Here is a 25,417-nt window from a genome sequence, read left to right as displayed (position 1 = left end):
GCGTTACCTGAACCGACTGTCGTGGCAGACGACATTTCGGTTGTCTACCGGACAAAAAACGAGTCCGGCGGCAGAACGAATTCCCGGACTTCGGCCGTCGAGGCATGGCGCGGGCGACGGCGGGGAGCCGGTCAAGTGCAGACCACGGCCTTGAACAAGGTGTCATTCGTTGCCAACCAAGGTGACTCGATCGGCGTCATCGGCAGAAACGGCTCGGGCAAGAGCACCCTAATGAAAGTATTGGCCGGTCTCATCATTCCTGACGAGGGCACTGTATACGCCGCAAGCAACCCCATCCTCCTGGGCGTGAACGCGGCCCTGATCTCGTCGATCTCCGGCGCGCAAAATATTCGCCTCGGCTGCCTGGCGATGGGAATGAGCCACGCTGAGGTGGACGCCAAGTTCGATGACATCGTAGAGATGTCCGGGCTGGAGCACGAGATCTATCATCCAATGAAGTCATACTCCTCCGGCATGGGTGCACGCCTCCGCTTTGCCATTGCCGCCGCGGTGGACCCTGAGATTTTGCTGGTCGACGAAGCTCTCAACACGGGCGATGCGCAGTTCAAGGACCGCTCCAAGAAGCGGATGGAGCAAGTGACCAACCAAGCTGGGACTGTGTTCGTGGTCAGTCATAGTCTGGGAACAATAACGGACACGTGCAATCGCGCCTTTTGGATCGACAAAGGCGACTTCATCATGGACGGCAGCCCAGCGGACGTGGCAAAAGAATATAGAAACTTTATTTGGCGCATGAATGAGGGCAATGCGGACTACGGGCGAAAGATCCGCGCCGAGTTGATGGCGAGCCTGCCCGAAATGCGGACCACGCTGCTCGCTGACGGTTGGAAGCGGTCCCGGTAGGCCATGGGTTTTCGAGACAAGACGGCCTACTGGCGCCGTGCCGTGTGGCACGCCCGCCAGGGCGGCATGACCCAGGTACGAAGTTACCTCCACCGCAGCGCAACGGAACGCGACGAGGCCAGTCTGGCGGGCGTCCGCGGTGCTGAAGGAGTTTGGCGCGGCCTGGGACGCGGCCGGCACCTGGTCTTCCGGGAAACGGCTGTCGGCGCCGCCCCACCGCGGAATCCGGAGCTGCGCGCTGGTATCATCATGGATGACTTTTCCTCGGCGGCATTCGCTGCCGAGTGGACCGTCGTGGTGCTCAGGCCGGACAGCTGGGAAGAGCAGTTGCGCGACGGGGCGCTGGACTTCGTCGTCGTTGAGTCCGCCTGGGCCGGAAACGCCGGACTGTGGCGGGGCAAAATCACCGGCCCTGCCGGCCCTTCGGCCGTGTTCCGGGAACTGCTCTCAGGATGCCGGGCCGCCGGAGTTCCGGCGGTCTTCTGGAACAAGGAAGACCCGCCGCACTACGAGGACTTCCTCCCCGCCGCGACCTTGTTCGACCACGTCTTCACCACTGACGCGAATATGCTTCCGCGCTACCGGGCAGACCTGGGCCACAGCAGGATTTCCGTGCTGCCCTTCGCTGCGCAGCCCCGCATCCACAACCCGGCCCGCCCCCGGCACGGCTGGCACGCCCGCGAGATAGCCTTTGCTGGGATGTATTTCGCACACAAGTATGCGGACCGCCGGCGGCAGATGGAGTACCTGCTCGGGGCCGCCGTGGACGCGACGGCGGGCAAACGCCCGGGGTTCGAGATCTTCTCGCGGCAGCTGGGCAAGCAAACGCAGTACCAGTTCCCGGGAGTCCTGAAGAAGCACGTGGTGGGGTCACTGTCCTACCAGCAGATGCTGACCGCCTACAAGGCCTACAAAGTCTTCCTGAACGTCAACTCCGTCACGGACTCGCCGTCCATGTGTGCCCGGCGGATTTTTGAGATCACTGCGGCTGGCACCTGCGTCGTGTCGACCCCCAGCGTGGCCATCACGGAGTTCTTCCCGGAGGGGGAGATTCCCACGGCGGACACGCGCGAGGGTGCCACGCACCTGCTGAAGGCACTGACCGCCAACCCGGACTATGCAGAGCGCCTGGTGCATAAGGCCCAGCGCAGGATCTGGTCGGAGCACACTTACACCCACCGGGCGCAGTCCATTGCGACGGCGGCCCTGCCTGCCCCGGCCCCGGCGGCAGGCAGGGCCCAAGTATCTGTCCTCGTATCAAGTTTCCGCCCGCAGCAACTGGCCCATGTCCTGGCCGGAGTGGCCGCGCAGCAGGGCGTGGATGTCCAGCTGGTCTACCTTGCCCATGGTTTTGAGATCGACGACGCCGCGTTCCGGCGACAGTGTCTTGAAACCGGGATTGCCGACGCCGTCGTCCTCCAGGAACCGCAGCAGACACTGCTCGGTGAATGCCTCAACAGGCTCGTGGTCCGCGCCGACGGCCGCTTCGCCACTAAATGGGACGATGATGACGTTTACAGCCCGCTCTACCTGGGCGACCAGGTCCACGCCATGATGTACTCCGAAGCGGCGGTGGTGGGCAAGCGGGCGCACTACATGCACCTTGCCGGTGCCGGGGCCACCATCCTGCGGAACCCGCAGCTGGAACACCGCTACGTCGAAGCAGTCTCTGGACCCACGATTTTCGCCGCTACCGAAACCTTCCGGCAATTCCCCTTCGAGCCGCTGCAACGCGGGGAGGATTCGCGCTTCCTGCGCGACGTCATCGAGGCGGGCGCGCGGATCTACTCGGCGGACCGGTTCAATTATTGCCAGATGCGCGGCGCCGACGTGTCGTCGCATACCTGGCCCATCACCAATGAAGAGCTTCTGGCTTCTTCAATGATTCAGTTCTTCGGTTCGCCTGAAGACCACATTTTAGTTTAGGGAAAGACATGGACGAGACGATTTTTGATGTTGCCGTCATCGGGCTCGGCTACATCGGCCTGCCCACTGCGGCCAGCTTCGCCGCCAAAGGCAAGCGAGTGGCCGGCGTCGATGTGAAGCAGTCGACCGTGGACGCCGTCAACCGCGGTGAGGTTCCCTTCGTGGAGCCTGACATGGGCGTGGTGGTTTCAGGCGCCGTCAGCCTGGGCAATCTAGTGGCCATGTCCACGGTTCCCGCGGCCGACGCGTACATCATCGCGGTGCCCACCCCACTGGCCGAGGGCAAGGGCGCCGATCTCTCCTACCTCCGCAGCGCAGTCGAAGCCCTGGCTCCACAGCTTCGGGGAGGCGAACTAGTGGTTCTGGAATCGACGTCCCCTCCGGGCACCACCAAACGACTGGGGGCCTACCTCACGGAACTGCGACCGGACCTCTCTCTGGATGCCGCTCCCGGCCGGAACCAGATCCACGTTGTGCATTCTCCGGAGCGCGTCCTGCCGGGCCGGATCATGATCGAAATCGTGACTAATGACCGCGTCATCGGCGGCCTCACGGAGGAAGGTGCACAGCTAGCCAAGCGCCTCTACGAGGTCATTTGCCAGGGTCAGATCCTTTTGACGGATGCCACCACCGCTGAGATGACCAAGCTCGTGGAGAATACCTTCCGCGACGTCAACATCGCCTTCGCCAACGAGCTCTCGCTGATCTGCGACAACCTGGGCATCGATGTCTGGAAATTGATTGAAATGGCAAACCACCACCCCCGTGTCAACGTGCTCCGCCCGGGTCCCGGTGTGGGCGGGCACTGCATCGCCGTAGATCCGTGGTTCATCGTCGACGCCGCACCTGAGCACGCCGGGCTGATCCGTACCGCCCGCGAGGTCAACGATGCCAAACCGCACCATGTGGTCCGGCAAGCCGTGAGGGCACTGGCAGACCGGCCGGGGGCCACCGTGGCGGTCTTAGGCCTGGCCTTCAAAGCCAATATTGATGACGTCCGCGAGTCGCCGTCGGTGACCATCGTGCAGGAACTAGTGAAGAAGTTACCGGAGAGCACCATCCTGGTTGTTGACCCGAACGTTGAGGAACTCCCCGCGGCCCTGGCTGCGTCAGGACTAACCCGTCTCCACAGCATGGACGAAGCAGTAGCCGCAGCAGATCTTGTCATGCTCCTGGTGGACCACGATGACTTCCTGGCCGTTGACCCGCTGTCTCTCGAAGGCAAGCAGATCATTGACACTAAGGGCATCTGGAACCAGCCCGACCTTGCGGAAGCAAGCCTCCAGCACACGCCGGTGGGGGCCGGCGTCGGTGGATAGGGAAAGCCACACCGTTTCAGAATCCGTGGAGGAGGAGCTGCGCAACGCCGGCTTCGCTCTCAAGGACCTGCACACGCCATGGCGCCAGACGCCACTGGCCAAGATTCTGATCCGGGCCGCGAAGGCCACAGACCTGGAAGTTGCAGCGACCGTCGCTTCACTTTTCGGCTCCGCTTGCCAGGACTTCGCCGTTGACATTCTGGCGCCTGCAGGCAGCCGGCCCAGGCTGCAGGAATGGCTCGCCACCGACCGTCGTTTCTCGTTTATCGGTATCGAGGAACAGCACCTTTCCGAGGCCGGCTTCACTTTAGTGCTCACCGCCGGGACTGCTGTGGGCCCGCACTCGCTGGAGGCGATGATTGAGAGCCTGCAGCAGACGCGTGCACTGGTCCTTAGGGCGCTGGTGGACGGGCAGCCTGGTGCTGTTGAGCTATGGCAAACGAACACCCTGAGGGAGCTGTCCGCGGCCGGGGACCCGGAGAAGTCCGCGCGCCGCGCCGGGGGCGAACGGTGGGTTTCCGGCAGCGCCCTGGGCTTGCACGACTTCCGGCGGCCCAAGCCCAAGCTCTACTTGCGCAGGGGCGCGGCGGCAACCCTCGACCTGAACATTGTGGTCCGGGATTTGGCGGATAGCGCTACCCGCATGGACTACGAGCAGCGGATCCGGGACCTGGAGGCGCGTTTGAAGAAGTCCGAGGTTGAGCGCCGCCGCCTGGAGCAGGGGCTTGCCCCGAACCGCGGCATTTCACGTGCCCGGGCGATCGCCCGCAAGGGTCCCGCCTACATCCTGGTCCGGCTCAAGGCACGCGCCGGCCGGGCCGGGAGTTAGCCGCATGCAGATCAAGAGCGTGGCGGTGGGCTGCGCAAATCATTCCCTGGCCCAGCTGGCCCTGGACCTCGGGCTGGACTACGCCGGCACGGACTGGGAGCACCGCGCTCCGCGCGAAGCATCCGATTGGGAGCACGGCGTATTGGCGGACCAGTTGTGGTGGGACAGCTACGTTGTGCAAGCGGATTCCCTGGCCGAGGCCCGGACGTTGCTCCCGTTGTTCCGCAGCGAGGGACGGGCGCATCGCTTCGTTCTGGTCGTGCGGGGACTGTTCCCGCCAGAGGACATGCAGGTCTGGACTCCGCGCAGCCTCCAGAACAAGGTCGGCACCTCCGCACTGACTGTGCCCGGGCTCGGCCTCGCTGTGGTGGTGACAGGGGGGATATGGGTGAATGTCCATACAGCCGCCATCGCGGCACTGACTTGCTGTTCGCCTGTGACCCGCCCGCCTGTGCTGGGGGGACTGCGGGTGGGGTTCACCGACCCAGCTGACAGCGTCTGGCTGACCGGGGACGCGCTTGGCAGCTTCATGACAAAACACCTCCTGCGGCCCGAGCCGGATGACATCTATCCCGTCGACGTGCTGATCGGGCGCAGCCATCTCTCGCAGCAGCTCAGCGAGGATACCCCGGTCCACCCCGGGCGGATAACCCCGCCGGTCTGGACTCCGACAGGGACGGTCCTGCCTCCCGTCGATACCGCAGTCATCTCACCCACGGGCTTCCTGCCGTACCCGGACAAGCCGGTGCGGGTCCTCGAGCCGTCCGAAATCGGCGCTGACGGCGTCCTGTGCGAAGCAGATCTCGCCGCTTTGCGGCCGCACGGCTATCTTGGAGTGGACGGCGCCCGATTCGACGGCCAGGACTGGCAGCTGGCGCGTCGCCTGAGCCAGCTGGCCGTCGCAGGCGTACCGCTACTGGCCCGCGGGTTGTCCGCGCCGGTGCGTTCCCTGTTGGGGGATGAGCTTCTGGAGCACATCGAGACGTTCGACGCCTCCGACCCGCCGGTGCTGCGGGAATCGAAGTCGATCGGGTTGCGGCGGACGGCCTTGGACCTCTTCAGCCCGAAGGCCGTTTGGAACGGAGTGCTTGGCGGGCTGGGCAAACCGCTGCTTCCACTGCCCTCCGTGAGCGTGGTGCTGGCCACCCGCAGGCCTGAAAAGCTGGCATCCGCCTTGGAGCAGCTGGCACGCCAAAGCTGGAGCTCTGTGGAAGTGGTCGTGGTGCTGCACGGCTTCGCCGCGGACCTGCCGGAGGTCCGCCCCGCCGTCGAGGCTTATCCCGGCGAGCTGCAGCTGCGCTCAGTTCCAGCCGACATGGTTTTTGGCGAGGTGCTGAACGTCGGCGTCGCGGCAGCCAGCGGTGACCTTGTCTGCAAAATGGACGACGACGACTGGTACGGCTCGCACCACCTCCGGGACCTCGTCCACGCCAAGGATTACAGTGGTGCCACCGTGGTGGGCTCCCAGGTTGAATTCGTGTACCTGGAAAGCTTGGACATCACCACCCGCAGGCCTCCGCTCGGGGAGCAGTATTCGGACCACGTGGCTGGCGGTACGATTATGCTGGGTCGGGATGACCTTCGCCAAGTGGGGGGATGGCGACCCGTTCATCGCGCCGTCGATCGGTGCCTTTTGCAGGCTGTCCAAGCCGCTGGCGGCCTCGTGTACCGTTCACACGGCCAGAACTATATGATGCACCGCCATTCCGGTGGAAACTCGCACGGCGGCCACACGTGGAATCCGGACGACAGCATTTTTCTGCAAAGTGTCGCTGAGCAGTGGGACGGATTCCGACCCCCGCCGCAAATCGGCGCGGTTCCGGACAGCCCCTCAGGAAAACGGATCAATGCAATGCGCAGTCATTTCGCCTCGACGTCGATCCCCTCTCAGTTTTTAACACCACCAAACCGTTCGCTTAGGATGCTCAGGGAATGAACTTTCAACAAGCTTTACGTAGATTTGCACACCTGTCCCCGAAGAAGAAAGCGGCCGCTGCTTCCTTCGTTGTCCTATTAGCCCTGGTTGTCATTGCTGCCTACGCGCGCAACCCGTTGCTTCTGGGTCTGGCAGTGACGGTGCTTGCTGCCGCTTTGGCAGGGGGGGCGTTCCACGTCGATAAGCTGCTAAAGTCGTCCCGGCGTGCAGCCCAGCGCGCCGCCGCTGCGCCCCGAAATCTTCCCGCAAAGCCGGCTCACCCGCGGCCCGGGGCCCTTTCTGAGTGGGGTGCACGATCCCGAATCCCTAAGGCGCGGCTCGCCCAGCGTCTGACCAAGCTGCGGTCCGTTGACGGCCGCGATGTCCTCGTCAGTTCGGCTACCGCCGGCCAGTGGGGCTGGCGAGATCTGGCCATAGCGCTGGAGATGTATCGGATCGGCGGGAAGACCCGGCGGAGTGTGGAGCCTGTCATCGAGAAGATACCCCGCTCGGTACTACTGCATCTGGGCGACCTGTGCTTCCGCCAAAGCATTCTTCAGGACGATATTCTCAACGCTGCCACCTTGTACAAATATGTTTACCAACGACTCGGTGCAAAGCCATTCCGGGAGAAGCGTCGCGGGGAATTCTTTCTCGACGCCCTAGCTCGAACGGGGCAAGGTGATGAGGTGATCAGGCTTCAGCATCTTTACAAGGCTGACGAGTTGAACGCCAATGACCTCCATCTTTACCGTGCCAACGCAGCCAATCCGTTCAAGGACGATGTAGCAGACTCCGAACTGTGGCTCAACGAAATCAACGAAATCTACGAGGGGGCGGGACTGGCTCGGATTGTTCTGACCGAGGGTACGGCACCGGCCTTTCTTCGCTTGAGCGCAGAAGTACCGGAGGCTGTAACGGTCGGACCGCTGGTCAGCATAGTCATGCCCGTATATAGGCCGGACGAGTACACCGATCTCGCGATCCAGTCGGCTCTGAACCAAAGTTATCGAAACATTGAAGTCATTATTGTCGACGACGGCTCAGGGGGGGAAGCGGGCAGACGGCTCAATAGGTGGCTGGCCGTTGACGGCCGTATCAGGGTGGTGTTGAACAAACCCAACGCAGGTGCCTATACGTCTCGCAACATCGGCTACTCGATGGCTAAAGGCGAATTCATAACGATTTTCGACGGCGATGATTGGCAACACCCACAAAAAATCGATCTTCTTGTCCGGGGTGCCCTGCAGCAGACCGACGGCAGACTCGTTTCCGCGCCTTGGACTCGGGCGGACCAGGACCTCTTCTTCCACTATCGCGGGTGGCGGGGAGCCTACATCACGCCGGCCCACGTTTCCGCGATGTTCCACACTTCCACCATCCGGGAGCGCCTCGGCCACTGGGATTCTGTAAGGAAGGCCGCTGATACTGAGTTCATCCTGCGGTACCACGCCCTCGTCAATAGCCAAGCGCCTCTAGAAGTGTCTGAGGCTCCTCTAACACTGTCTCTCGTGGGGGAATCGAACCTTTCTATGGACGATTTTCGTCTCGGCTACAGATCGCCGGACCGAGTGTCCTACCGTGACTCTTACGAGCACTGGCACAAGATGATCCGGACCGGGCAGCACACCGGCTACCTAGAGTTTCCGCTGGCGAAGCGCTCGTTTCCGGCACCGCCGCGATTTCTCCCGGCAGGTGCTGCCCAGCCCGAGATCGAACTTGATATCCTGCTCGTCGGTGACTTTGGATCGGATTCCCTCGTGAGCATGCTCATGATGGAACATCTGGCGGCTGCGGAATTGGACGAACAACGAATTGGGCTTATGCACTTTCCGAGCATTCTCCACACGGTTGCCATCGACAAGTCGTTCTCGAACGAGCTCAAGGACGCTTTCCACGACGGGCGCCTTGCCCGGGTAGAGGTCACAGACCGCGTCCGATCCGTCGAGGTCAACGTTTACGATCCCACTGCGTTCCAGTACAGCCGCGAACTACGCAGCGGCCATGTGGCGGAGCACGTATCCGTGTGGACGGACGAGCCGCCCTACAACTGGGAGACGGACGAACACAAATACGAGGTCGGGACGGTGGAACGAAACCTGCTGACGATATTTGGTGCTTCCATCCGATGGGTTCCGCTAAATGAGCGGTCCTTGCGGATAATCACTGAGTCGGGGCACGGGCGAAAGTCCATCGCTGACCACGTGGTTCGGGCGGCCCCGCAGACCTTTCCCATGATGCCTGCGGAGAACTCTCCGCAGGCACTGACAGGCTCCATTGTGGGCGCGACTGAAGCAGGAGCGAATCCGTGAACCTACAAAAATCAACCCAGGAGACGGCTTGGGACGATCGGAATGACGTCGAAATCCGCCGTTTGGGCTCGGCCGCCGAGATCGACCATCTCGCAGCAGAGCCGTATGAGTTCGTACTGGCCACCTCCTCAGAGGGTCCGCTGGACGTAGTGGGACTATATGCACCCAAAGTATCTAAAACGTTGATAGTGACATTTCATGGCTCACTGCAGCGGTCCAAGTATCAGCTCCCTCGCTTTGAGTGGCGCAGGACTCTTGGCCATTTGAATGCAGCAGCTCTTCTTTTTGCCGACACTACACTTGCCTTGGGAGATAACATTCCCCTTGGTTGGTACATCGGCACTAAGGAGCAGAACATCGCCGCGGACATTGCCGCCGTTGTAAAGCAAGTCGCTGCTGACGGCGGCTACGAGCACATCATTCTCGTTGGGTCCAGTGGAGGAGGATTTGCAGCTATGGCAATTTCCCATCGCTTACCTGGGTCAGTGGCCGTTAGTTTTTCGCCGCAGACTCGCGTGGGCGATTACATTCCGTGGGTTGCCAAGGTCCTAGTGAATGCGGCTTTCCCTGATCATCCCACCATCGACAGTGTTGAAAAAGACTTTCCAGAGCGAGTGAACCTTCGCAGGCTATACGCGGATCCTGACATTCCGAACTACGTGCGCTACGTTCAGAATTCAAATGATGGGGATCATGTCGACAAGCACTACACGCCGTTCGCTGAAGTGCGCTCGATTGATCCCGCCACGGGAGGGATGGATCCGACTGGACGTCTTCGTCTCGTCCTGGAACCAATGTCGAATGGGCACGAACCGCCTTCCCGGGGTCGATTCCTGCGGCACATCCAAGAGGCACACCAAGAGTTTTTCGGGGTGAAACTCGGCGGGGAGGCGAATGGGTGACGGATCTACACGCTGTCCGATTCTAAGAAAGTCGAATCTTGAGGCCCGACCCCCATTGAAGGGCTTGTAGGATCACCCTGGTCGGATGAGGTGTTTATCGTGTTAGCGGTATCCGAAAGTTAGAGCCGTGCGGAATAGAATCAAACCGACTAATATTAGGACAGAGATTGATTGTCAATAACGATTTACTTCATGATTATGAGATTAAGCTTCTAGTTCCGCGGAATTCTATTTCCGTAGGCGTTCAAGCCTTGGCCAATGTGCCAGCGGACAAGCATTTTATTTTAACGCTTGAGGGTGTGTCTCGAGGCGAGAAAATGCTAGATCCCCGCGACCTAGGGTGGGGTTTTTCCAAATCTTTGCAGCGATCTTTTGCTTATGTTCCCGCCATGCGAATCGGGGCGATTGTAAGAATTCCTGGCGTGCTTTCCAGTGAGCTCTCTTTCGATTCTGTGACTATTGGTGTACGTGCTTGGCATACCAAATTGGCTGCGGATGAAATTTCAACCGTATTTGGCAGGCTCTGGTATTCCCAGTTGGAGTTGCCCAGCGTGACTGCTGCCTCCGGCCCGGTTCATAGTATTGTCCGCACAGTGCCTTTAAGGAGTTCCATTTGACCGCCCGTGCTACCGCCTCAGTCATTATCAGTGCCATCGGTTCGAGTGCAGCCCGGATAGGACTGTCCATCCGTTCGATTGAGGCTGCTTTGGGCGCTGTCCCTGGCGAATTTGTTGTGCTTATTGACACCGAATCTGCTGCAGCAGTCGAAGCGGAGCTGCGTGGGCGTACTGCGTCCAGACTTCATGTGGTCGCCACCGAACCCGAGGACAGTGCCGGGGTCAGAATGAACGCAGGCTTCTGCCACGCAACAGGTGACGTCATCCTCGCCTTAGATGACTGCATGGTCTTTGCACCTTTCGGCCTTGAGGAGGCCATAGGATCCTTCCAGAGTGGTTCCGGGCGTTTGGTATTGATCCCCGCCCGCGATCTGCCGGAAGACTTAGCTTTAAAAGTTCTAGAAGATAAGGTTTCTTGGGCCGACGTGAGCCGAGTCCCTCCGAGTCGTTCGGTGCTGGCTCCAGGAAGTCCTATTATGGTCGATAGGAAATCGCTGTTGCAGCTACGCGGCTTCGACGAGAAAATGGCGTCGAGTTCTCACGCATTTTGTGATCTAAAGTTGCGACTCAAGCGCATGGGTGTGGAGTTAAGCCAAAGGTCTTCGGAGGCAATCCGTTGTTTCGTAGCTCCAGCTGTCGCTGAAGCTGACGTCGTGGTAGCTGCGAATTCTGCTGCAGAGATCGCAGAAATGATCAACCGTCTCGAGCTCGACGAGTCCTACATTCGTAATGTTACGAGCTGGAGTTACAGGCCGGATGATGCGCCACCTCTAGTCACTGTGGCAATCGCGACTTACAATCGGGCTGACTATCTGCGAGATAGCATCAACTCTGTCCTCATGCAGACGGTTGACGATTTCGAACTAATCATTGTGGACGATGGGTCGACTGATGACACCCAGAATGTTGTGAGGTCATTCGACGACGAACGAATCAGGTATCTGTACCAAGAAAATCAGGGCATTGCGGCAGCGCGGAACATGATCGCAGATACCTCTCGCGGAACTTTTACGGCAGTCCACGATGACGACGACATCATGCTCCCTTGGCGACTCGAAGTCAGCCTTTCTGGGATAAGAGCAGGTGTCCAGGCGAGCTACGGCTCCTGGGTCAACTTCGACAATGTTACCGGCGAGATGGTGCTCCATGTCATCAGGGAGCAATTTTGTATGCCCGTTTCACTCGTGACGGGCCAGACACCGGGCCATGCGACATGGCTGGTGGAAACACGCCTCGTCAGGCAGTTTAGGTATAATGAGTCTCTCTCCAGCGCGGTCGACCACAATCTGGCCCTGCGCATGATGCGGGCCGGCGTCTCCTGGGTACACACGGGAAAAGTGCTCTTCCTGCGCCGCATGCACCCCACGCAGGTCAGTAATTCTGACGGCAAACGGCAGAAGTACGCTGCTGAATTATCTCGGTTCATGCTTCAGTTCGCAGGCTCCGATGACGACTTGGCTACCCTCAGAGAAGACAGCAAGGCAATCCTATGGCCCAAGATTCCCGAGAAGGGCAATCTCGAAGAAAGCTTTGGCACGTACTTACCTGATCACCTCGCCTTACGCACACTCCACGTTCAAGGCAATGTGGCCAACAAGGCCAGTCGCCTGCAAAAGCTCAAGAGCACCAGTTATATCCTCTGCGAGGAGGATGAAACTGGACAGATTGTCGGGGAGTACGCCGAATTCCTGAATGTCACCCTTGGAGACCTGGCACTGATGCGGAATTTGCGCGTTCACGGCCGGCTGGAGGGCAAGCTGGCCCCATCAGCGGAGGTGCCTATTCAGGATCCTGCGGAAGTCCTTGACCGGGCCATTCGCGGTCGGCTTCAGGGACTGACGGGTACCTTGGCGAAGCCGGGTCGGACACCTGCGGCTATCATTTGGACCAACTCAGATGGTGCTCGACCGCCGGTTGGTGTCGCAGAAGCGGCCGATCGAACAAGACAGATCAGTCTGGCTATCAGACAAGACTACCGCTTCGCATTTACCGTCTACCTTTTTGAAGATGAACCGAAGGCGCTACGGGCTTATGTACGCGCGGTGGACGACAGGGAAGATGCCGACCTGGCAATTTATCGGCGTTCCGGCGACGGGCTGGATACGGAAGTTACCGAGCTACGCATTCAAGAATTGGTGAACGGATTATGAAAGTTTCCTGGAATAACGACAAATCGGGTCGTGCGGGGCTGAAGGCGCACGATCTCGAATATTTGGACACTCATCCGGTAGTTTCGGAATTTTGGATGGACGCCTCTCCGGCGAAAAACTGGGCCGACCGCGCGGCCGTCGCTGCTATTTTGGTTTTCGGCTCGCATATGGGGGGAAGATTCAACGCTCCGTTTGCAATGTCCTCGAAGGTTGCTGCGGCCATCAGCCTTTTCTCCAGTAACGGGCCGATTGTTCCAACAAACGTCACATCGGGAGCTGGGACGCTCACGTGGCCGGGTGGACTCGAGCTTGCACTCGAACAGGATGCACCTCTCGGACTAGATCGGATTAACAAACTCGATGGAACTCGGAGAATCGGCCTGAATGTGGTCCGTTCCGATCTGGTCACCGGCAGGTTATTCTCTTTTGATCAATTGACCCTATCCAGCAATGCCTGGCTGCACGCACAACAGCGTTCTGTCGGAGAGCGCATGTACCCGTTCATGGCCGTCGCGGTTCTCTTTGCGGCCGATCTGCAGATTTCCACCATCATTTGTCGGGCGGACGACGAGGTACCCGACCGCCAGCTTGCAGCCCTCGGTAATCTTCTCGGCTCCGTCGGCTTGGGCTTGGAGATTGACCGATCCAGCGATTCATCTGCGATTTCACCCCGGGGGTAGATGCCATGAAGATTTTGATACCGGCCTACACAGTTGCTGAATGGGGCGGGCTACACGAATACGTCATTAGTGCCGCAACGACGCTTGTTAAATGCGGACACGAAGTCACGCTTGTTCTGCAGGACGGCTTAGTGGCGGAGAAAGGGGAAGAATCCGGCGCTGATGTCATCCGTGTCGACTGGTCCGATTGGGGCCCCGTTGCGGAAGAAATCCGCAGAGGCCCCCGCTACGACCTTATATTTGCGCAGCCATTCCATTCGAGGAAGTTTGCCCTATTCGTCAACGAGATCATGGAGACCAGACTCGTTGCCATGTTTCATGGGTTTCACCATGACTTTGTCTACACCTGGCAGCATTTAGTTGACGGGTTCTTGGTGACAACTGAACAAATCGGTGATTTGCTCGTTGACCTTTGCCGAATTGACCCGGAGCGAGTACGAGTAGCTCCGAATGGCGTAGACATGGATAGATTTGCATATCCTCTTTTGGCGCTGGATGAAAAGACGGCGGATGGGCGCGGTTTAGTCGTCATGGCCTCCAGGATAGACAAAGATAAGCGTAGCCAAGTGACGGCCCTCAAACTCCTGATCGAGCAGCTTTCTCGTCATGCTGATCATATCCACTGGGATGTCGTAGTCTTGGGGGATGGTCCCGAGCGAGGCAGAGTCGAACTTGAGCTGGAAAAGTTTATCGAGGACTATCCAAATATTTCAGTTGAAATGCGAGGATGGGTGCCAGCTGATACTGTTCCACGGCTAATGAATAGGGCTGTCTTCAGCGTGTCGGCTGGGCGAGGGGCAATGCAGAGCTTGGCTGTTGGTACTCCATGCTTGGCTGCCGGAGCCAGGGGAATCGCAGGACTTCAAATTGGGTCAAACCTGGAAATCGGTGTCTGGTCCAACTTTGCGGATTATCCAATAGTGGGTAAAGACATAGTCAAACTGGAAGATAATCTTCAACAGATGTTGATACCTAATTCGTACGCGGAAGCTCAAATTGAGGGTCGTGCCAGGATTCTTGCCGACCGGAGTCAGCAAAATACGGCGGTTAGAATGGTCGAAGCACTCACCACGTTTGCGTCCAGGTAGTTCAGCGACCGAGCACTTGGGGCGGTCTGGACACGTCTCTGTTATCGAGGTCTAAGTTCTTCGGGGTTTGTGTTGAAGCTCTTGCGGTCTTGTTCAGATGGAGGTTACTGGGCTCTTCACGGTTCGTGGGGAAGTGGATCCCTGAGATGAGCATCATGCCGCCGTCCGGACGGCACTTCTCAAGAGGATAACGGATTTGTAGTTGGCGGGGTTGCGGTACCCGCGGGCGGTGCGTTTGATGTTTTTGATCGACGTGTTGTTGGCTTCGACTTTGCCTGTTGTGGCGCCGGTGATGATCAGTACCTCGATCTCTTTCCACCACCTGCAGACGGTGCGGTAGAGCCGGTTGGTTTCGGGCCGGCCGGCTGCCTTGACGAGTGCCTCGAGTTCGTTCTTGGCCGCCTCGGCGTCCTCCAGTGAGCCGGTGCGGAGCAGGGCCCGGAGCTGTTCCTTGACTTTCCAGACCGCCTGGAGCGCGCCCGTCGGATTATCGACAGCGAAGACTTCCTCCAGCCGGAGGGCGGCCCTTGGGCTGAGCTGGTCGCCGGCGCGCAGCAGCAGCATGCGGTGGGCCCAGGCCTTGTCGACGGCTCGGCCGCGCCGGCCCTTGACCTGCTGTGAGAGGTTCTGCCGGGTTTCGGTCATGGCCTGGTTGGCGTGCGAGATCAGGTGGAAGTGATCTACCGCGACAGCGGTGCGGGGAAGCCACATCCGCAATGCTTTACGGAACGCCGCGGACGGATCAATTGCCACGACCTGCACGCCGAGGCGCCAGTCGAGCGGCCGGGCGAAGAGCCAGTCGCCGACGCCCTTGTGGTCACGGCCGTCCACCACGCCCAAGACCTGGCCGGTGTCCAGATCCACGATGGTCGTCATCCACGGCTCGAACCGCGTCCACGCCTTCGTTGACTGGTCCTGGAAGTAGCGCACGTGGTTGGGTCCCCAGATAGAAGTCCAGTGTCTGTGTGAGTTTCGTGTCCGAGTGTTAACGCCAACCCAAAACAGGGCCATTAGTGCCATTTGAAAACAGGGCCACTTGTTGTTCGTTCTATTGTGCCGTACCGGCGGTGGGTTGGTGTTTTTTGAGTCGGTAGCTGTTGCCTTTGAGGCTGATGACGTCGGCGTGGTGGACGATCCGGTCGATCATGGCCGAGGCGATGGTCAGGTCCCCGAAGACGTCGCCCCACCGGGCGAAGGGTAGGTTGGACGTTAGGATCATCGAGGCGTGTTCGTAGCGGCTGGAGACCAGCTGGAAGAACAGGTTCGCGGCGTCCTGGTCAAACGTGATATAGCCTACTTCGTCAATTATGAGGAGCCCGTAGCGGCGTAGTTTCACCAGTTCCTGGGCTAGTTTCCCGCGGGAATGAGCCTCCTGCAGCCGGGCGACCCAGCCGGTCGCGGAGTCGAAGAGGACCCTGTGCCCGGCCTTGGCTGCCTTGATGCCGATTCCGACCGCGAGATGGGTTTTGCCGGTGCCTGGCGGCCCGAGGAGGACCACGTTTTTGGCCTCGGCAAGGAAGACGCCGGTGCCCAGATGCGCGATAAGGTTCCGGTCCGCGGAGGGCTGGTGGTCGAAGTTGAACTCCTCGAGGTCCTTGTGTGCCGGGAACCTCGCGGCTTTGATCCGGGTCGCCGCTCCGGAGGCTTCGCGTTCGGAGACTTCACGGGAGAGCACGGCGGCCAGGTACTCCTCGTGCGACCAGCCGGCGTCCCGGGCCTGGTCCCCGAGACGGCGGAACCCATCGCTGATCCGTGGCGCGCAGAGCCCGGGCGTAGTACTCGATCTGTGACGGTGTCCCGGTCATGAGACCACCTCCATGACCAGGTTCCGCTGCTGGCCGAGGTCGATGCCGAAGATCTCGTCATAGGCGGCCAGATCCCGCACCTCCACAGATTCTGGCGGTTCGGGACGGCGCACCCGCTGGGTCCGGAAGTCCCGGCGCATCACCGCCGCGCGGGCCACGTGGGCCGGATCGGTCACCACCAGATGCCGGGCCCAGGCCCGGACGTGCGTGGCGATGATGACGCCGTCATGGGTGACCCAGACAGTGTCCAGATCAGCGATGACATCAACGATCCGCCCAATGAACGACGGGTCCACGGAATAGTCGTTGGAGAACACCCGCACGTAGTAATCCCGTGGCAGCCGCACCGCGTTGCGGAACGCCGTTTCCGGGCTTACCGGCGGCAGTTCCCGCATCCTTTCCCGGTCCAGGACGATCAGCTCGTCAGGGCGGCCGTGGCGGGACCGCGAGTACCGGTGGTTGGCCTTGGGCAGCCAGTCCTCCAGCTGGCCGTTGAAATCCGCTGGTGAGCGGAAGTCCCGGCCCGGCATGAAGCGTTGCCGGAAGAACCTGTTCATCCGCTCGACCATGCCCTTGGACTCCGGATCCCTAGGCGGCAGCAGCTTGATCTCCAGCCCGAGGGACCCGGCGAACGCGGCCACCGGCTGGGTGGGCCGGCGCCGGCCGATGCCGGACTCGTTGTCCCACAGCAGCCGGGACGGAACAGCCTGCGCGTCCTGGAGAAGAGTCCACATTCCGCCCAAAAGGGCCGGCGTCGTCCGTGAGGGCAGCATCCGTGCCTGGATGAATCCCGAGAACGCCGAAGTCATCACCAGCACCGGTGGCGTGTCGTTCTGGCCTGCACCGACGGGCAGCGGCTCGTGCGGGAACCAGAGATCGCACTGGACCTGGAACCCCGGCTCGTGGACCAGACGGTCAGCCGGGTCCGGCGGCGCATATTCAGGCCGGATCGCGGCGACCTTCGCCCGGAACAGCGACGCGGAACCGGACCAGCCCACCCGCTCCGCGAGCGTTGCGGCCGGCATCGTCGGCGTCTTCACCAACAGCTCCCGCACCCTGGGAGCAAACGCATCAAAACTCGATACTCCCGCCGCCCGCTGGTACTTCGGAGCCCGGTCCGACTCCAGCGCCCGGTCAACCGTTCCGCGGGAAACCCCCACGATCCTGCCGATCTCACGCTTCGAGTGCTTGCCCGTCGAAAACAGGTGGCGTATCTCAGCCCAATCATCCAAATTGATCACCTTCCATGATGGTCGGTGGCCCTATTTTCAGTTGGCGGTTCTGGCCCTATTTTCGGTTGGCGTTAACACTCTCGCACGCCGGCTCTTCGCAGTACCAGCGGTACTTGGACCAGAGCACGTCCAACGGTCCGGCAACCGGGATGTCGCGGAGCCGCTGGTAGCGGCGTTCCTTCCGCCGGGACGCAACGACCCCACAGCTCGGGCACCCCGGCGGCTGGTCCGTTTCGACAATGACTTGCCGCCGGCCAGCGGACAGGGTCGTGGAGATGACGCGGTAGTCGGGCAGGTTGAAGAGGATGGTGGCAGCGTCGGCTGCGACCCCGGTAGGCTCATTCAAGGGCTCGTGGTCCTGTTCCAGGTCGAATGCTTAGACACACTCATCCCAACAGGGCCACGGGCCCCTTTGTCTTTAACGGGCCCTTCGCATTTAGGCATGGTTGGTCGATTTGGTCCGGTAGGGGCGGTGTCCGCCGGCTGCGAGTAGGCATCTGATTCTGTAGTTGGTGAAGTTGCGGAAGCCGCGGGCGATTCTGCGGGTGGTTTCGATGACACCGTTGATTGCTTCCGTGGGGCCGTTGGAGGCGCCGTTGGTGTCGAAGTAGGCGAGGATCGCGGTCTTCCATTGTTTGAGTGTGCGGCCAAGGCGGGCCACTTCCGGGATCGGGCACGTCGGGAATGAGGAGATCACTTCGTTGACGAGTTCCCTGCCTCGTTCCGGTCTGGCGTGGTAGATGTTGCGGAGCTTCTGGTAGCACTGCCAGGCCAGAGTGACTTCGTGATCGGGGTCCCCGGCGGTGAGTTTGGCATCGAGCCGGGCGCCTTGTTTGTCGCTGAGGTGTTCGGCGCCGATCTGCAGGGTCCTGCGGATCCCGTAGAGCGGATCGCCCTTGCGGCCGCGGTGCCCCAAGGTGTTTTGCTGGACCCTTCGACGGACTTCATCGACCATGGCCGATCCAAGCTTCACGACGTGGAACGCGTCCAGGACGGTGATGGCCTCGGGAAGTTCGTCGCGGATAGCGTTCGCGTAGCCACGAAACGGATCCAGAGCCGCTGTCTTGATCCCGGCGGTGAACCCGTCGCCGCGGTCTTTGAGCCAGTCGGCGTAGGCCTTCCCTGACCGCCCAGGGACCAGGTCCAGCAACCGGGCATGCACCATCCCGTGGGAGTCCCGGGTGTGGTCCACGATCCCTGTAACCATGCCGGAACCCGGCGGGCCAGTGTGTGACCAGACATGCTCGTCGACGCCGAGGGCATCCACCCCCGTCAGCCGGTCTGTCGCCGCGATCCGTCTGGATGCTTCCACCCGCACCGCATCCCAGACGGTGTGCCAGGAGACGCCGAGCTGGTGGGCCAGGGCCGAGACGGAAGTGTCGAATCGCTGCAGCGCGTCGGTCGCCCAGGCCACTGCCCGGGAGGTGAGTTTCGCCCGTGGCCCTGCCAGCGGGTGGTCTTCGGTGAATGTCGTTCTCGGGCAGTCCGGGTCCGGGCATCGCCAGACGCGTTTGGCCCACAGCAGCCGCACCGGCCTGCCGAAACAGGGAGTGTCATGGAGCCAGACTTGGCGGCGGCCGTGGCCGATCGCGATGACGCCGCACTCCGGGCAGCCGCTGAGGGTTTCGCCGGTTTCGACGCGTAGAAACAGGCCGTTCTCGGTTGCCGTGACGGAGCTGATGTGGATGCCCTCGACACCGAGCAGAGTATCGGCGCGTGTGCACCAGCGGCCACCGGAACAAGACATAGAGTTATTCATGTCAGGGTCTCTTTTGGGTATTGGTTGCTTGGTCGCTACCAATTCAAAGAGGCCCTGACCTCTTTCCCCCTGCACCACGCCGCAGCTCAGCTGACTACGCTACGCGGCGGTGGTCTCAGCCGACGCTAACCATGCTCATCTGCGAAGGGCCCTTTAACGACACGAACTCAATTCCCCACCAACCACCAAGAGCCCGTTTCGCGCAGGAACCGAAGGACCGCAGAGACGTTCTCATTGACCGAAGAGTGCTTCGGGAAGCGTTCGTTGTCCTCCCGGACCATGCGAATTACACGCTCCGCGTCCAGATCACCGAGCTTGAGATCCTCAGCGACCATCCATGAGCCAAGGCGCACTGCTGCACGGACATGGTTGCGTTGGGTGGTCGGAGCGTAACCCTGCGCGACCAGCCACTCGATCAGCTCCATCATCACCGCGGCAAGAGGACCGGCCTGACGACGAGGCCAGATCCTCTGGTGCCAACTGCCCGCGGAAGGGGCTGCGCTTCCGGCAACCACAGAAGCCCCAATATCCGCTAGCTCGTCCTCGACACCGACAACGACCGCACACTCAACATGATTCGGATCATTCATGACCCATCTCCTTCTCCCATTAGGAGAAGGCAGACTCTCACACTGCCACTATGCCGACAACGCCCCGCAGCAACCGGCACGAGGCAAGGCCGGCATCCGCATAGTCGGCATAACCCAGACCTCGGCATAAGCGATCAATGGAAGACTCGAACACCTCCGAGGCTCCGCCCTCGGCTTCCGCAACCTCACCAACTACATCGCCAGATCGCTCCTGGAAACCGGCGGATTCAGACCGAAACTACACTCTCAATTCTGAAGAGCCTCATATCCTTAACCGCTAGTTTGTTTTGAAGCAGTGTTCGAAAATTCGCAACACATCAGTTGGTTCACTCAAAATCAGCACCTACCGACTGAAACTAAGTTCACAACTCTGAAGCCTATCTCAACCTCAAAGTCGTCAGTCCACTAAATTTGCCTAATTGTCTGAGATAGTGCATCATGCCTTTCTGAGAAATAGCGCAGTACAGAGAACACCTCTTCCTCAAGGTCAGAATATGCGACCTTCCAATCAACATCGTGGATATCCCTATTCCTGCCCAATGACCGGTTCTTTATAAGTTCGATTTCTCGATCAGTGGTCGCTTGCGGCCCGCAAGATGTCTGAATCTGGATTGATGCCTGTTCCGACATTAGCGTAAAGGTCTCAGGCGATTCGAAAAGTACTTTCAGATAGGAGGCCAATTCATCAGGGTCTTCGGTGTTGGCTAGAAGACCGCTGCGGCCGTCGGTCACGAATTCGGGAATGGCAGAAATCGCTGTGGACACTGGGACGAGGCCCGAACTCATCGCTTCTCCGATAGATACACCTTGAGAGTCCCAGCGGGTAGGGCTGAGAAAGATCCCATGGTCGGCGTGGAGGGCAGCAATTTCTTCCTGCCGTAAGAATGCCTTTGTGATGTGGACGTTCGCTAGACTACGAAGGGGCTCTAATGTCTTATCAAAGATAGGCCCATCGCCGATGATGCTGAAGTGCAGTTTATCAAAGTACGGCAACTCGCGAAGTGACAGGATTGTTTTCACGACCAAGTCATTGGCATATTTGTAGCTGGTGAAAGGCTTGATAACAAGCACTTTATAACGCAATTCAGGATTTTTGCGGACGAAGGGGAAGATCTTCGTATCGATGACGTTCGGGATTATGCTTATGTTCGTAACGCGAACACCCGCATCCGGCTCAACACTGTGCTTCAAGAACCAATTCGAGACCGCGACAAACCGTATGTCAAGGTCTTCAGCTTGAAAAAGGTTTGCCAGAAATGGAACCTTATTCTTTTCGACATGCATGCGAAGGCTCTTTACCCGGTTGATAAATTGTGCATCTTCAACTGTGTCATACCAGCGTCGGTGCCAACTCAGCGTCTCATATCCGTGAAGCCATGCAATTACTGGTGTGGTCGGTCTGTGGGCGGCTATAGGAGCAATGATATAGTCTAGAGGAAAATGGACCAGAAATGTGGCGTGGCTCGAAGTTGAAACAAATTCTGCATAAAGCGTTTTATTGCCCGTAGTTACTGTGACGCCATCGAAGACGTACTGTCTAAGTACTGGCTCGTTGGTGTCGATTCGAAAAATATCAATTGCCAAGCCAGCATCAAGGTACTTTTTTACCCTTCGATGCAGAAAGCCATAGTTGTATAGATTCGCATCGTTAGGGTAGGCATTAGCAATGACTAAGTGTCTATCTTCGGACATTTGGCTTTCTCCTTCGGTAAGGGTAAATCAGCGTAACAGCATACTCCCCAAGCCCATCAGGGCGTAGTCCGAAGCCATTGCGCAGCACTGTTCAGCTGCTCGTGAAGAACGGCGGGCGCAGGTGGGTTGTGGGAAGCGGGGCTCTTGTAATTGAAAAACCGAACGCTGTCCTTATTTGGACTGGACGCTATAACCTCTCGGAATGGCCGGTAATGCTGTTCGACGTGGGGGAAGTCGTTAGTATTCTGAACGTAATGTACAAGCTTTGGTTGATGCTCTCTGTACCGCACTAGAGCTGATGATCGAGCGACTACGGGGATGGACCAGTCATCGCCGGGGGCGAGCGACCACGGTCCATTGGGAGCCAGTTCTGGCATTACAACTTCAACGTACTTGCGCTGCGCTCCCATCAGTGTCCCGCTCACTAGGTAATTTGCGATGATCGTTTGACAACTGAAAGGCAACGCCATGCTGCCGGGAACGTAGGTTGCCATCAGCAGTGCCGCTAATCCACCACCCGACGACCCCAGGAACAGGATGCCCTTGGCGCCTACTGCATCTGCTGCAGAGCGGGCCCACTTCCGGTGTACCACGCCAACTCCAAGTCATCCTGAAGATGAAGTGTGGGATCCGAGAAATATAAGCTGCTGAATTCAGTGAAAAGCAGACTCCGAGGCCACTCGAATCTGGGGAGTTCGTATTGGCTGCGATTGGTGGCGCCGTGGAGGCTCACGATCAGAATATCGGAATTCTGGGTTAACCAGCAGTGCCTCCACTGGCAGGCCGTCTGACAACACGGCAGAGTACCTGCTCACTCCCAGGTTTGAGCTGGGCAGAAACGGTAGGTCGGCAGGGACGTCTGTGGCGGGTGCGTTAGTCCCGCCAGCCTCGACCTTGTCGTTGGCTACTACTGGAATCGTATACAACATGGATACATGGTAATCACCTTCGAAGTGTTGGAGCCCACCGATCGGCAACACTGGGTTCCCTGGTTTGGGCACATGCGCCAGGTGGAGGCCCGAGAGCGCCTCAGCGCGGCGCCACGTCGACCTCCGCCGGATGGAGGCGGACTCCATCGACCAAACGAGATATAGTGGACCCGTTTGGTCGCGCCAAGCGTGCCATTAATCGGCAATTATTCTTACTTCAGCTACTGGGGGACTAGTGACACTTCGTCTGACCGTGATCGGTACCGGATACCTTGGAGCGACCCACGCGGCGTGCATGGCAGAACTTGGATTTGAGGTCCTCGGCGTCGACGTCGACAAAGAAAAGATCGACAGCCTCAGCCGGGGCGAACTTCCCATTCACGAGCCGGGTCTACCCGAACTCCTGCGCAAGCACACCGAATCTGGCCGTCTCCGTTTCACCACCTCGTTCGAAGAAGCAGGCGCGTTCGGTGACGTCCACTTCATCGCCGTCGGCACCCCGCAGCGCGCAGGTGAGCACGCAGCCGACATGACATACGTGGACGCCTCGGTCGCAGCAATCGCCCGGGCCGCCACCAAAAACTCCCTTATTGTCGGAAAATCGACCGTGCCGGTGGGCTCCGCCCGAAGGCTCAAGGGCCTCGTCGCCGAAGAATCGCGCGACGATGTAATAGTCAACTTTGCTTGGAACCCGGAGTTTCTTCGCGAGGGCTTCGCCGTCGAAGACACGCTGCGTCCGGACCGGTTGGTCATCGGTGTCGACTCGATGTCCGCTGAGGCGACACTCCGTGAGGTCTATGCCGATGCCATCAGTCGCGATACCCCATTCATCACAACGGACTTCGAAACCGCCGAGCTCGTCAAGGTGGCAGCCAACGCTTTCCTTGCGACAAAGATTTCCTTTATCAATGCCTTCTCCGAGGTCACCGAGACTGTCGGCGGCAACATTCGGACACTGGCTGACGCGATCGGGCTCGACGCGCGGATCGGCCGCCGATTCCTCAACGCCGGCATCGGCTTTGGCGGCGGCTGCCTCCCGAAAGACATCCGGGCCCTCCAGGCTCGGGTTTCCGAACTTGGCTTAGACAGCACTATGCGCTTTCTCAACGAAGTCGATGAAGTAAATCTCCGGCGCCGTGACCGCGCGGTGTACGTGGCGGAAACTCTGTTGGGCGCCGTTGAGGGTAAGCGCATCGCCGTGCTGGGAGTCGCGTTCAAGCCCAACAGCGATGACGTTCGTGATTCCCCTGCGCTGGATGTGGCAGCGAGGTTATTCAACAGCGGAGCGGACGTTAGCGTCTACGACCCCGCCGCCAACGCCAACGCCGCGAAGCGCTACCCACGACTGAATTACGTGGATTCTCAGGCCGAAGCGGTAGCGGACGCTGACCTGGTCATGCTCCTGACAGAATGGTCTGAGTTTGTCATTATCGACCCCGAAGAATTGGGATCGGAGGTCGCGCGTAAGCGCATTTTTGACGGGCGCAACGTGCTGGATCATGAGAAGTGGGATGCCGCTGGCTGGGACATAGTGTCCGTCGGGCACAAAAGTGAACTGCTGGAACTCGCGACAGTCGTCTAGGATCTAATCTGCTGGCCGGCCGAAAGTGCCGGTTCCGGATGTTAGGACCCCGCCGGGGCGAGTGCCCGGGCGGGGTCCAACTTTAAATAAATAAGCTGTGGCGGGACACCCAGGCGGCCTGCCACAGCCATGTACCGCTACCACCTCACAGGGCTGCGTACAGCTTACCTGTGGTCGTGAGGGAGCCGTTTGTATGGAAGAGAGCTGAACAACCCATTTTGATATCTTTCGCCGGGCGGGTTTTCCACGCGAATCGCTCAACGAACGGCATGGCTCGCAGTCCGGCCACCGTGGCCCGCATGAAGTCCTCGGTCTGGGAGCGGGAGTAAACACACGGGCGTGAAGTCGTGGCGTCCCAGTCGGCCACCGCGTACTCGGTGACCCAAATAGGTTTTCCGAAGCGTTCGTGCATTTCCGTCACTATTTGGAGGAATTGGTCCGCCTTCGGCCACGCGTACCGGTGCATGGTCATGAAGTCCACCCGCAGACCCTTGTTCTTAGCTTTAGCCATAAAATCCAGGAGCCAGGGGCTTGCCGGCCCGGCTGTGGCGGGCGAGCCGAGGCGCAGTCCGGTAGCCTGCAATTTCGGCCAAAGACTGATTGCTTGATCTACGGACATGTTGGCCTGGGCGGCGACGTCGGGTTCGTTGAAGCCTAAGAGGTGCTTTGTCTTGGTTTCGGCCAGCTGGCGGGTGACCCAGCCAATCGCGTCCTGCTCCAGAAGAGTTCGGGCGCTTTTGACCATTGGTACAAACGACGGCGTAGTCGTCACGTTGTAATGCGACCCCCATGTGTAGTGCCAGTCCAACTTTAGGCTTCTGATCTGCTGGAGTGCGAGTGCGTCTTTCCCACCCCATCCAAATCCCTTGAGTGTGTCGGCGGGTAGCGTGATCGCCGGGACGGTTGGGATGGCCGTGGGAGCTGGAGCTGCGGTCGCAGTGGCGGCATTTGCGGCAAGGAGTGCGCCCGGAGCAGCCATTGCAGCTAGGGGCATGGTCAGAAACTTACGGCGTTCCATGAGTTCCTTTCGTGGAGGGTCGCTGGTTGAAAAAGCTCGAAGACAAATATGGCCAGCGGCTGTCGCATCAAGCGGACCTGCATGCGGTCACGGGCATTCTGGCTGCGCCTGTTCTGGACCGCTGGGACATTGATCAGATAGGACTGAAGTCAACGTAGCACCGGAAACACCCAGGAAACTCTGTGTTTTGCACAGGAAACACGCAGTT

At 59.6% G+C, this 25,417-nt stretch carries 21 protein-coding genes; 13 read left to right on the top strand and 8 right to left on the bottom strand.

The genetic code is table 11. The features are described from left to right. The first annotated feature begins 135 nt into the window (after nt 1–135). From VUN84_11420 to VUN84_11370, 11 genes are all read left to right on the top strand, one after another. Nucleotides 136–864, top strand: coding sequence for an ATP-binding cassette domain-containing protein (locus VUN84_11420; GenBank protein XAS62929.1), 729 nt, complete (start codon nt 136–138; stop codon nt 862–864). A gap of 3 nt (nt 865–867) precedes the next feature. Further along, nucleotides 868–2,790 carry a glycosyltransferase gene (locus VUN84_11415; GenBank protein ID XAS62928.1) on the top strand — a complete coding sequence of 641 codons (1,923 nt, stop codon included), beginning with the start codon at nt 868–870 and terminating at the stop codon, nt 2,788–2,790. Nucleotides 2,791–2,798: 8 nt separating this feature from the next. Continuing rightward, nucleotides 2,799–4,109: a UDP-N-acetyl-D-mannosamine dehydrogenase gene (wecC, locus tag VUN84_11410; protein XAS62927.1), complete on the top strand. Its 1,311-nt coding sequence runs from the start codon at nt 2,799–2,801 to the stop codon at nt 4,107–4,109. 25 nt (nt 4,110–4,134) lie between these two features. After that, nucleotides 4,135–4,938 carry a hypothetical protein gene (locus tag VUN84_11405; GenBank protein XAS62926.1) on the top strand — a complete coding sequence of 268 codons (804 nt, stop codon included), beginning with the start codon at nt 4,135–4,137 and terminating at the stop codon, nt 4,936–4,938. Nucleotides 4,939–4,942: 4 nt separating this feature from the next. Beyond that, nucleotides 4,943–6,874, top strand: a complete 1,932-nt coding sequence (locus VUN84_11400; protein XAS62925.1) for a glycosyltransferase — start codon at nt 4,943–4,945, stop codon at nt 6,872–6,874. Further along, nucleotides 6,871–9,165, top strand: a complete 2,295-nt coding sequence (locus VUN84_11395; protein XAS62924.1) for a glycosyltransferase family A protein — start codon at nt 6,871–6,873, stop codon at nt 9,163–9,165. The genes VUN84_11400 and VUN84_11395 overlap by 4 nt, the downstream gene beginning before the upstream one ends. After that, nucleotides 9,162–10,067, top strand: a complete 906-nt coding sequence (locus VUN84_11390) for a hypothetical protein (GenBank protein ID XAS62923.1) — start codon at nt 9,162–9,164, stop codon at nt 10,065–10,067. The genes VUN84_11395 and VUN84_11390 overlap by 4 nt, the downstream gene beginning before the upstream one ends. 167 nt (nt 10,068–10,234) lie before the next feature. Then, nucleotides 10,235–10,684: a hypothetical protein gene (locus tag VUN84_11385; GenBank protein ID XAS62922.1), complete on the top strand. Its 450-nt coding sequence runs from the start codon at nt 10,235–10,237 to the stop codon at nt 10,682–10,684. Then, a complete protein-coding gene (locus VUN84_11380; GenBank protein ID XAS62921.1) occupies nt 10,681–12,834 on the top strand; it encodes a glycosyltransferase in 2,154 nt (717 codons plus the stop codon). The genes VUN84_11385 and VUN84_11380 overlap by 4 nt, the downstream gene beginning before the upstream one ends. Further along, nucleotides 12,831–13,514, top strand: coding sequence for a hypothetical protein (locus tag VUN84_11375; GenBank protein XAS62920.1), 684 nt, complete (start codon nt 12,831–12,833; stop codon nt 13,512–13,514). Before VUN84_11380 ends, VUN84_11375 begins: the two co-directional genes overlap by 4 nt. Before the next feature lie 5 nt (nt 13,515–13,519). Next, complete coding sequence (locus tag VUN84_11370; protein ID XAS62919.1) at nt 13,520–14,602, top strand: glycosyltransferase family 4 protein; 1,083 nt, start codon at nt 13,520–13,522, stop codon at nt 14,600–14,602. Nucleotides 14,603–14,755: 153 nt separating this feature from the next. Here VUN84_11370 and VUN84_11365 read toward each other — a convergent pair whose 3' ends face one another. The 7 genes from VUN84_11365 to VUN84_11335 form a co-directional block, all read right to left on the bottom strand. Then, a complete protein-coding gene (locus tag VUN84_11365) occupies nt 14,756–15,532 on the bottom strand; it encodes a transposase (GenBank protein XAS62918.1) in 777 nt (258 codons plus the stop codon). Between the two features lie 118 nt (nt 15,533–15,650). Next, entirely contained in the window at nt 15,651–16,352 is a 702-nt protein-coding gene (gene istB / locus VUN84_11360; GenBank protein XAS65836.1) for an IS21-like element helper ATPase IstB, read from the bottom strand. 51 nt (nt 16,353–16,403) lie between these two features. Next, entirely contained in the window at nt 16,404–17,648 is a 1,245-nt protein-coding gene (gene istA, locus VUN84_11355; protein ID XAS62917.1) for an IS21 family transposase, read from the bottom strand. A 46-nt stretch (nt 17,649–17,694) separates the two neighbouring features. Continuing rightward, a complete protein-coding gene (locus VUN84_11350; protein ID XAS62916.1) occupies nt 17,695–17,985 on the bottom strand; it encodes a transposase family protein in 291 nt (96 codons plus the stop codon). A gap of 90 nt (nt 17,986–18,075) precedes the next feature. Continuing rightward, nucleotides 18,076–19,398, bottom strand: coding sequence for an ISL3 family transposase (locus VUN84_11345; GenBank protein ID XAS62915.1), 1,323 nt, complete (start codon nt 19,396–19,398; stop codon nt 18,076–18,078). A gap of 167 nt (nt 19,399–19,565) precedes the next feature. Continuing rightward, complete coding sequence (locus tag VUN84_11340; GenBank protein XAS62914.1) at nt 19,566–19,988, bottom strand: hypothetical protein; 423 nt, start codon at nt 19,986–19,988, stop codon at nt 19,566–19,568. 405 nt (nt 19,989–20,393) lie between these two features. Next, on the bottom strand, nt 20,394–21,680 hold the full coding sequence (locus tag VUN84_11335) for a glycosyltransferase family 4 protein (protein XAS62913.1): 1,287 nt from the start codon (nt 21,678–21,680) through the stop codon (nt 20,394–20,396). 1,164 nt (nt 21,681–22,844) lie between these two features. On the opposite strand from VUN84_11335, the gene VUN84_11330 reads away from it, so the two are divergent. Then, nucleotides 22,845–24,191 (top strand): UDP-glucose/GDP-mannose dehydrogenase family protein, encoded by a 1,347-nt coding sequence (locus tag VUN84_11330; GenBank protein XAS62912.1) that lies wholly within the window; start codon nt 22,845–22,847, stop codon nt 24,189–24,191. A gap of 145 nt (nt 24,192–24,336) precedes the next feature. Here the strand turns inward: VUN84_11330 and VUN84_11325 are convergent, their stop codons facing one another. Next, nucleotides 24,337–25,209: a glycosyl hydrolase gene (locus VUN84_11325; protein ID XAS62911.1), complete on the bottom strand. Its 873-nt coding sequence runs from the start codon at nt 25,207–25,209 to the stop codon at nt 24,337–24,339. Nucleotides 25,210–25,235: 26 nt separating this feature from the next. On the opposite strand from VUN84_11325, the gene VUN84_11320 reads away from it, so the two are divergent. Further along, complete coding sequence (locus tag VUN84_11320; GenBank protein ID XAS62910.1) at nt 25,236–25,367, top strand: hypothetical protein; 132 nt, start codon at nt 25,236–25,238, stop codon at nt 25,365–25,367. The last annotated feature ends 50 nt before the right edge of the window (nt 25,368–25,417 follow it).

The sequence above is a fragment of the Micrococcaceae bacterium Sec5.8 genome, assembly GCA_039636775.1.
Taxonomy (GTDB): Bacteria; Actinomycetota; Actinomycetes; order Actinomycetales; family Micrococcaceae; genus Arthrobacter.
Note: the sequence above shows the minus strand (reverse complement) of the source record. Positions and strands in the feature narration are given on the sequence as shown.

What these genes read in the sequence shown, in the direction of transcription:
- VUN84_11400 (XAS62925.1), top strand. Translation starts at nt 4,943, where the DNA reads ATGCAGATCAAGAGCGTGGCGGTGGGCTGCGCAAATCATTCCCTGGCC.
- VUN84_11415 (XAS62928.1), top strand. Translation starts at nt 868, where the DNA reads ATGGGTTTTCGAGACAAGACGGCCTACTGGCGCCGTGCCGTGTGGCAC.
- VUN84_11375 (XAS62920.1), top strand. Translation starts at nt 12,831, where the DNA reads ATGAAAGTTTCCTGGAATAACGACAAATCGGGTCGTGCGGGGCTGAAG.
- VUN84_11340 (XAS62914.1), bottom strand. Translation starts at nt 19,988, where the DNA reads ATGAATGATCCGAATCATGTTGAGTGTGCGGTCGTTGTCGGTGTCGAG.
- VUN84_11325 (XAS62911.1), bottom strand. Translation starts at nt 25,209, where the DNA reads ATGGAACGCCGTAAGTTTCTGACCATGCCCCTAGCTGCAATGGCTGCT.
- VUN84_11335 (XAS62913.1), bottom strand. Translation starts at nt 21,680, where the DNA reads ATGTCCGAAGATAGACACTTAGTCATTGCTAATGCCTACCCTAACGAT.
- VUN84_11345 (XAS62915.1), bottom strand. Translation starts at nt 19,398, where the DNA reads ATGAATAACTCTATGTCTTGTTCCGGTGGCCGCTGGTGCACACGCGCC.
- wecC (XAS62927.1), top strand. Translation starts at nt 2,799, where the DNA reads ATGGACGAGACGATTTTTGATGTTGCCGTCATCGGGCTCGGCTACATC.
- VUN84_11395 (XAS62924.1), top strand. Translation starts at nt 6,871, where the DNA reads ATGAACTTTCAACAAGCTTTACGTAGATTTGCACACCTGTCCCCGAAG.
- VUN84_11370 (XAS62919.1), top strand. Translation starts at nt 13,520, where the DNA reads ATGAAGATTTTGATACCGGCCTACACAGTTGCTGAATGGGGCGGGCTA.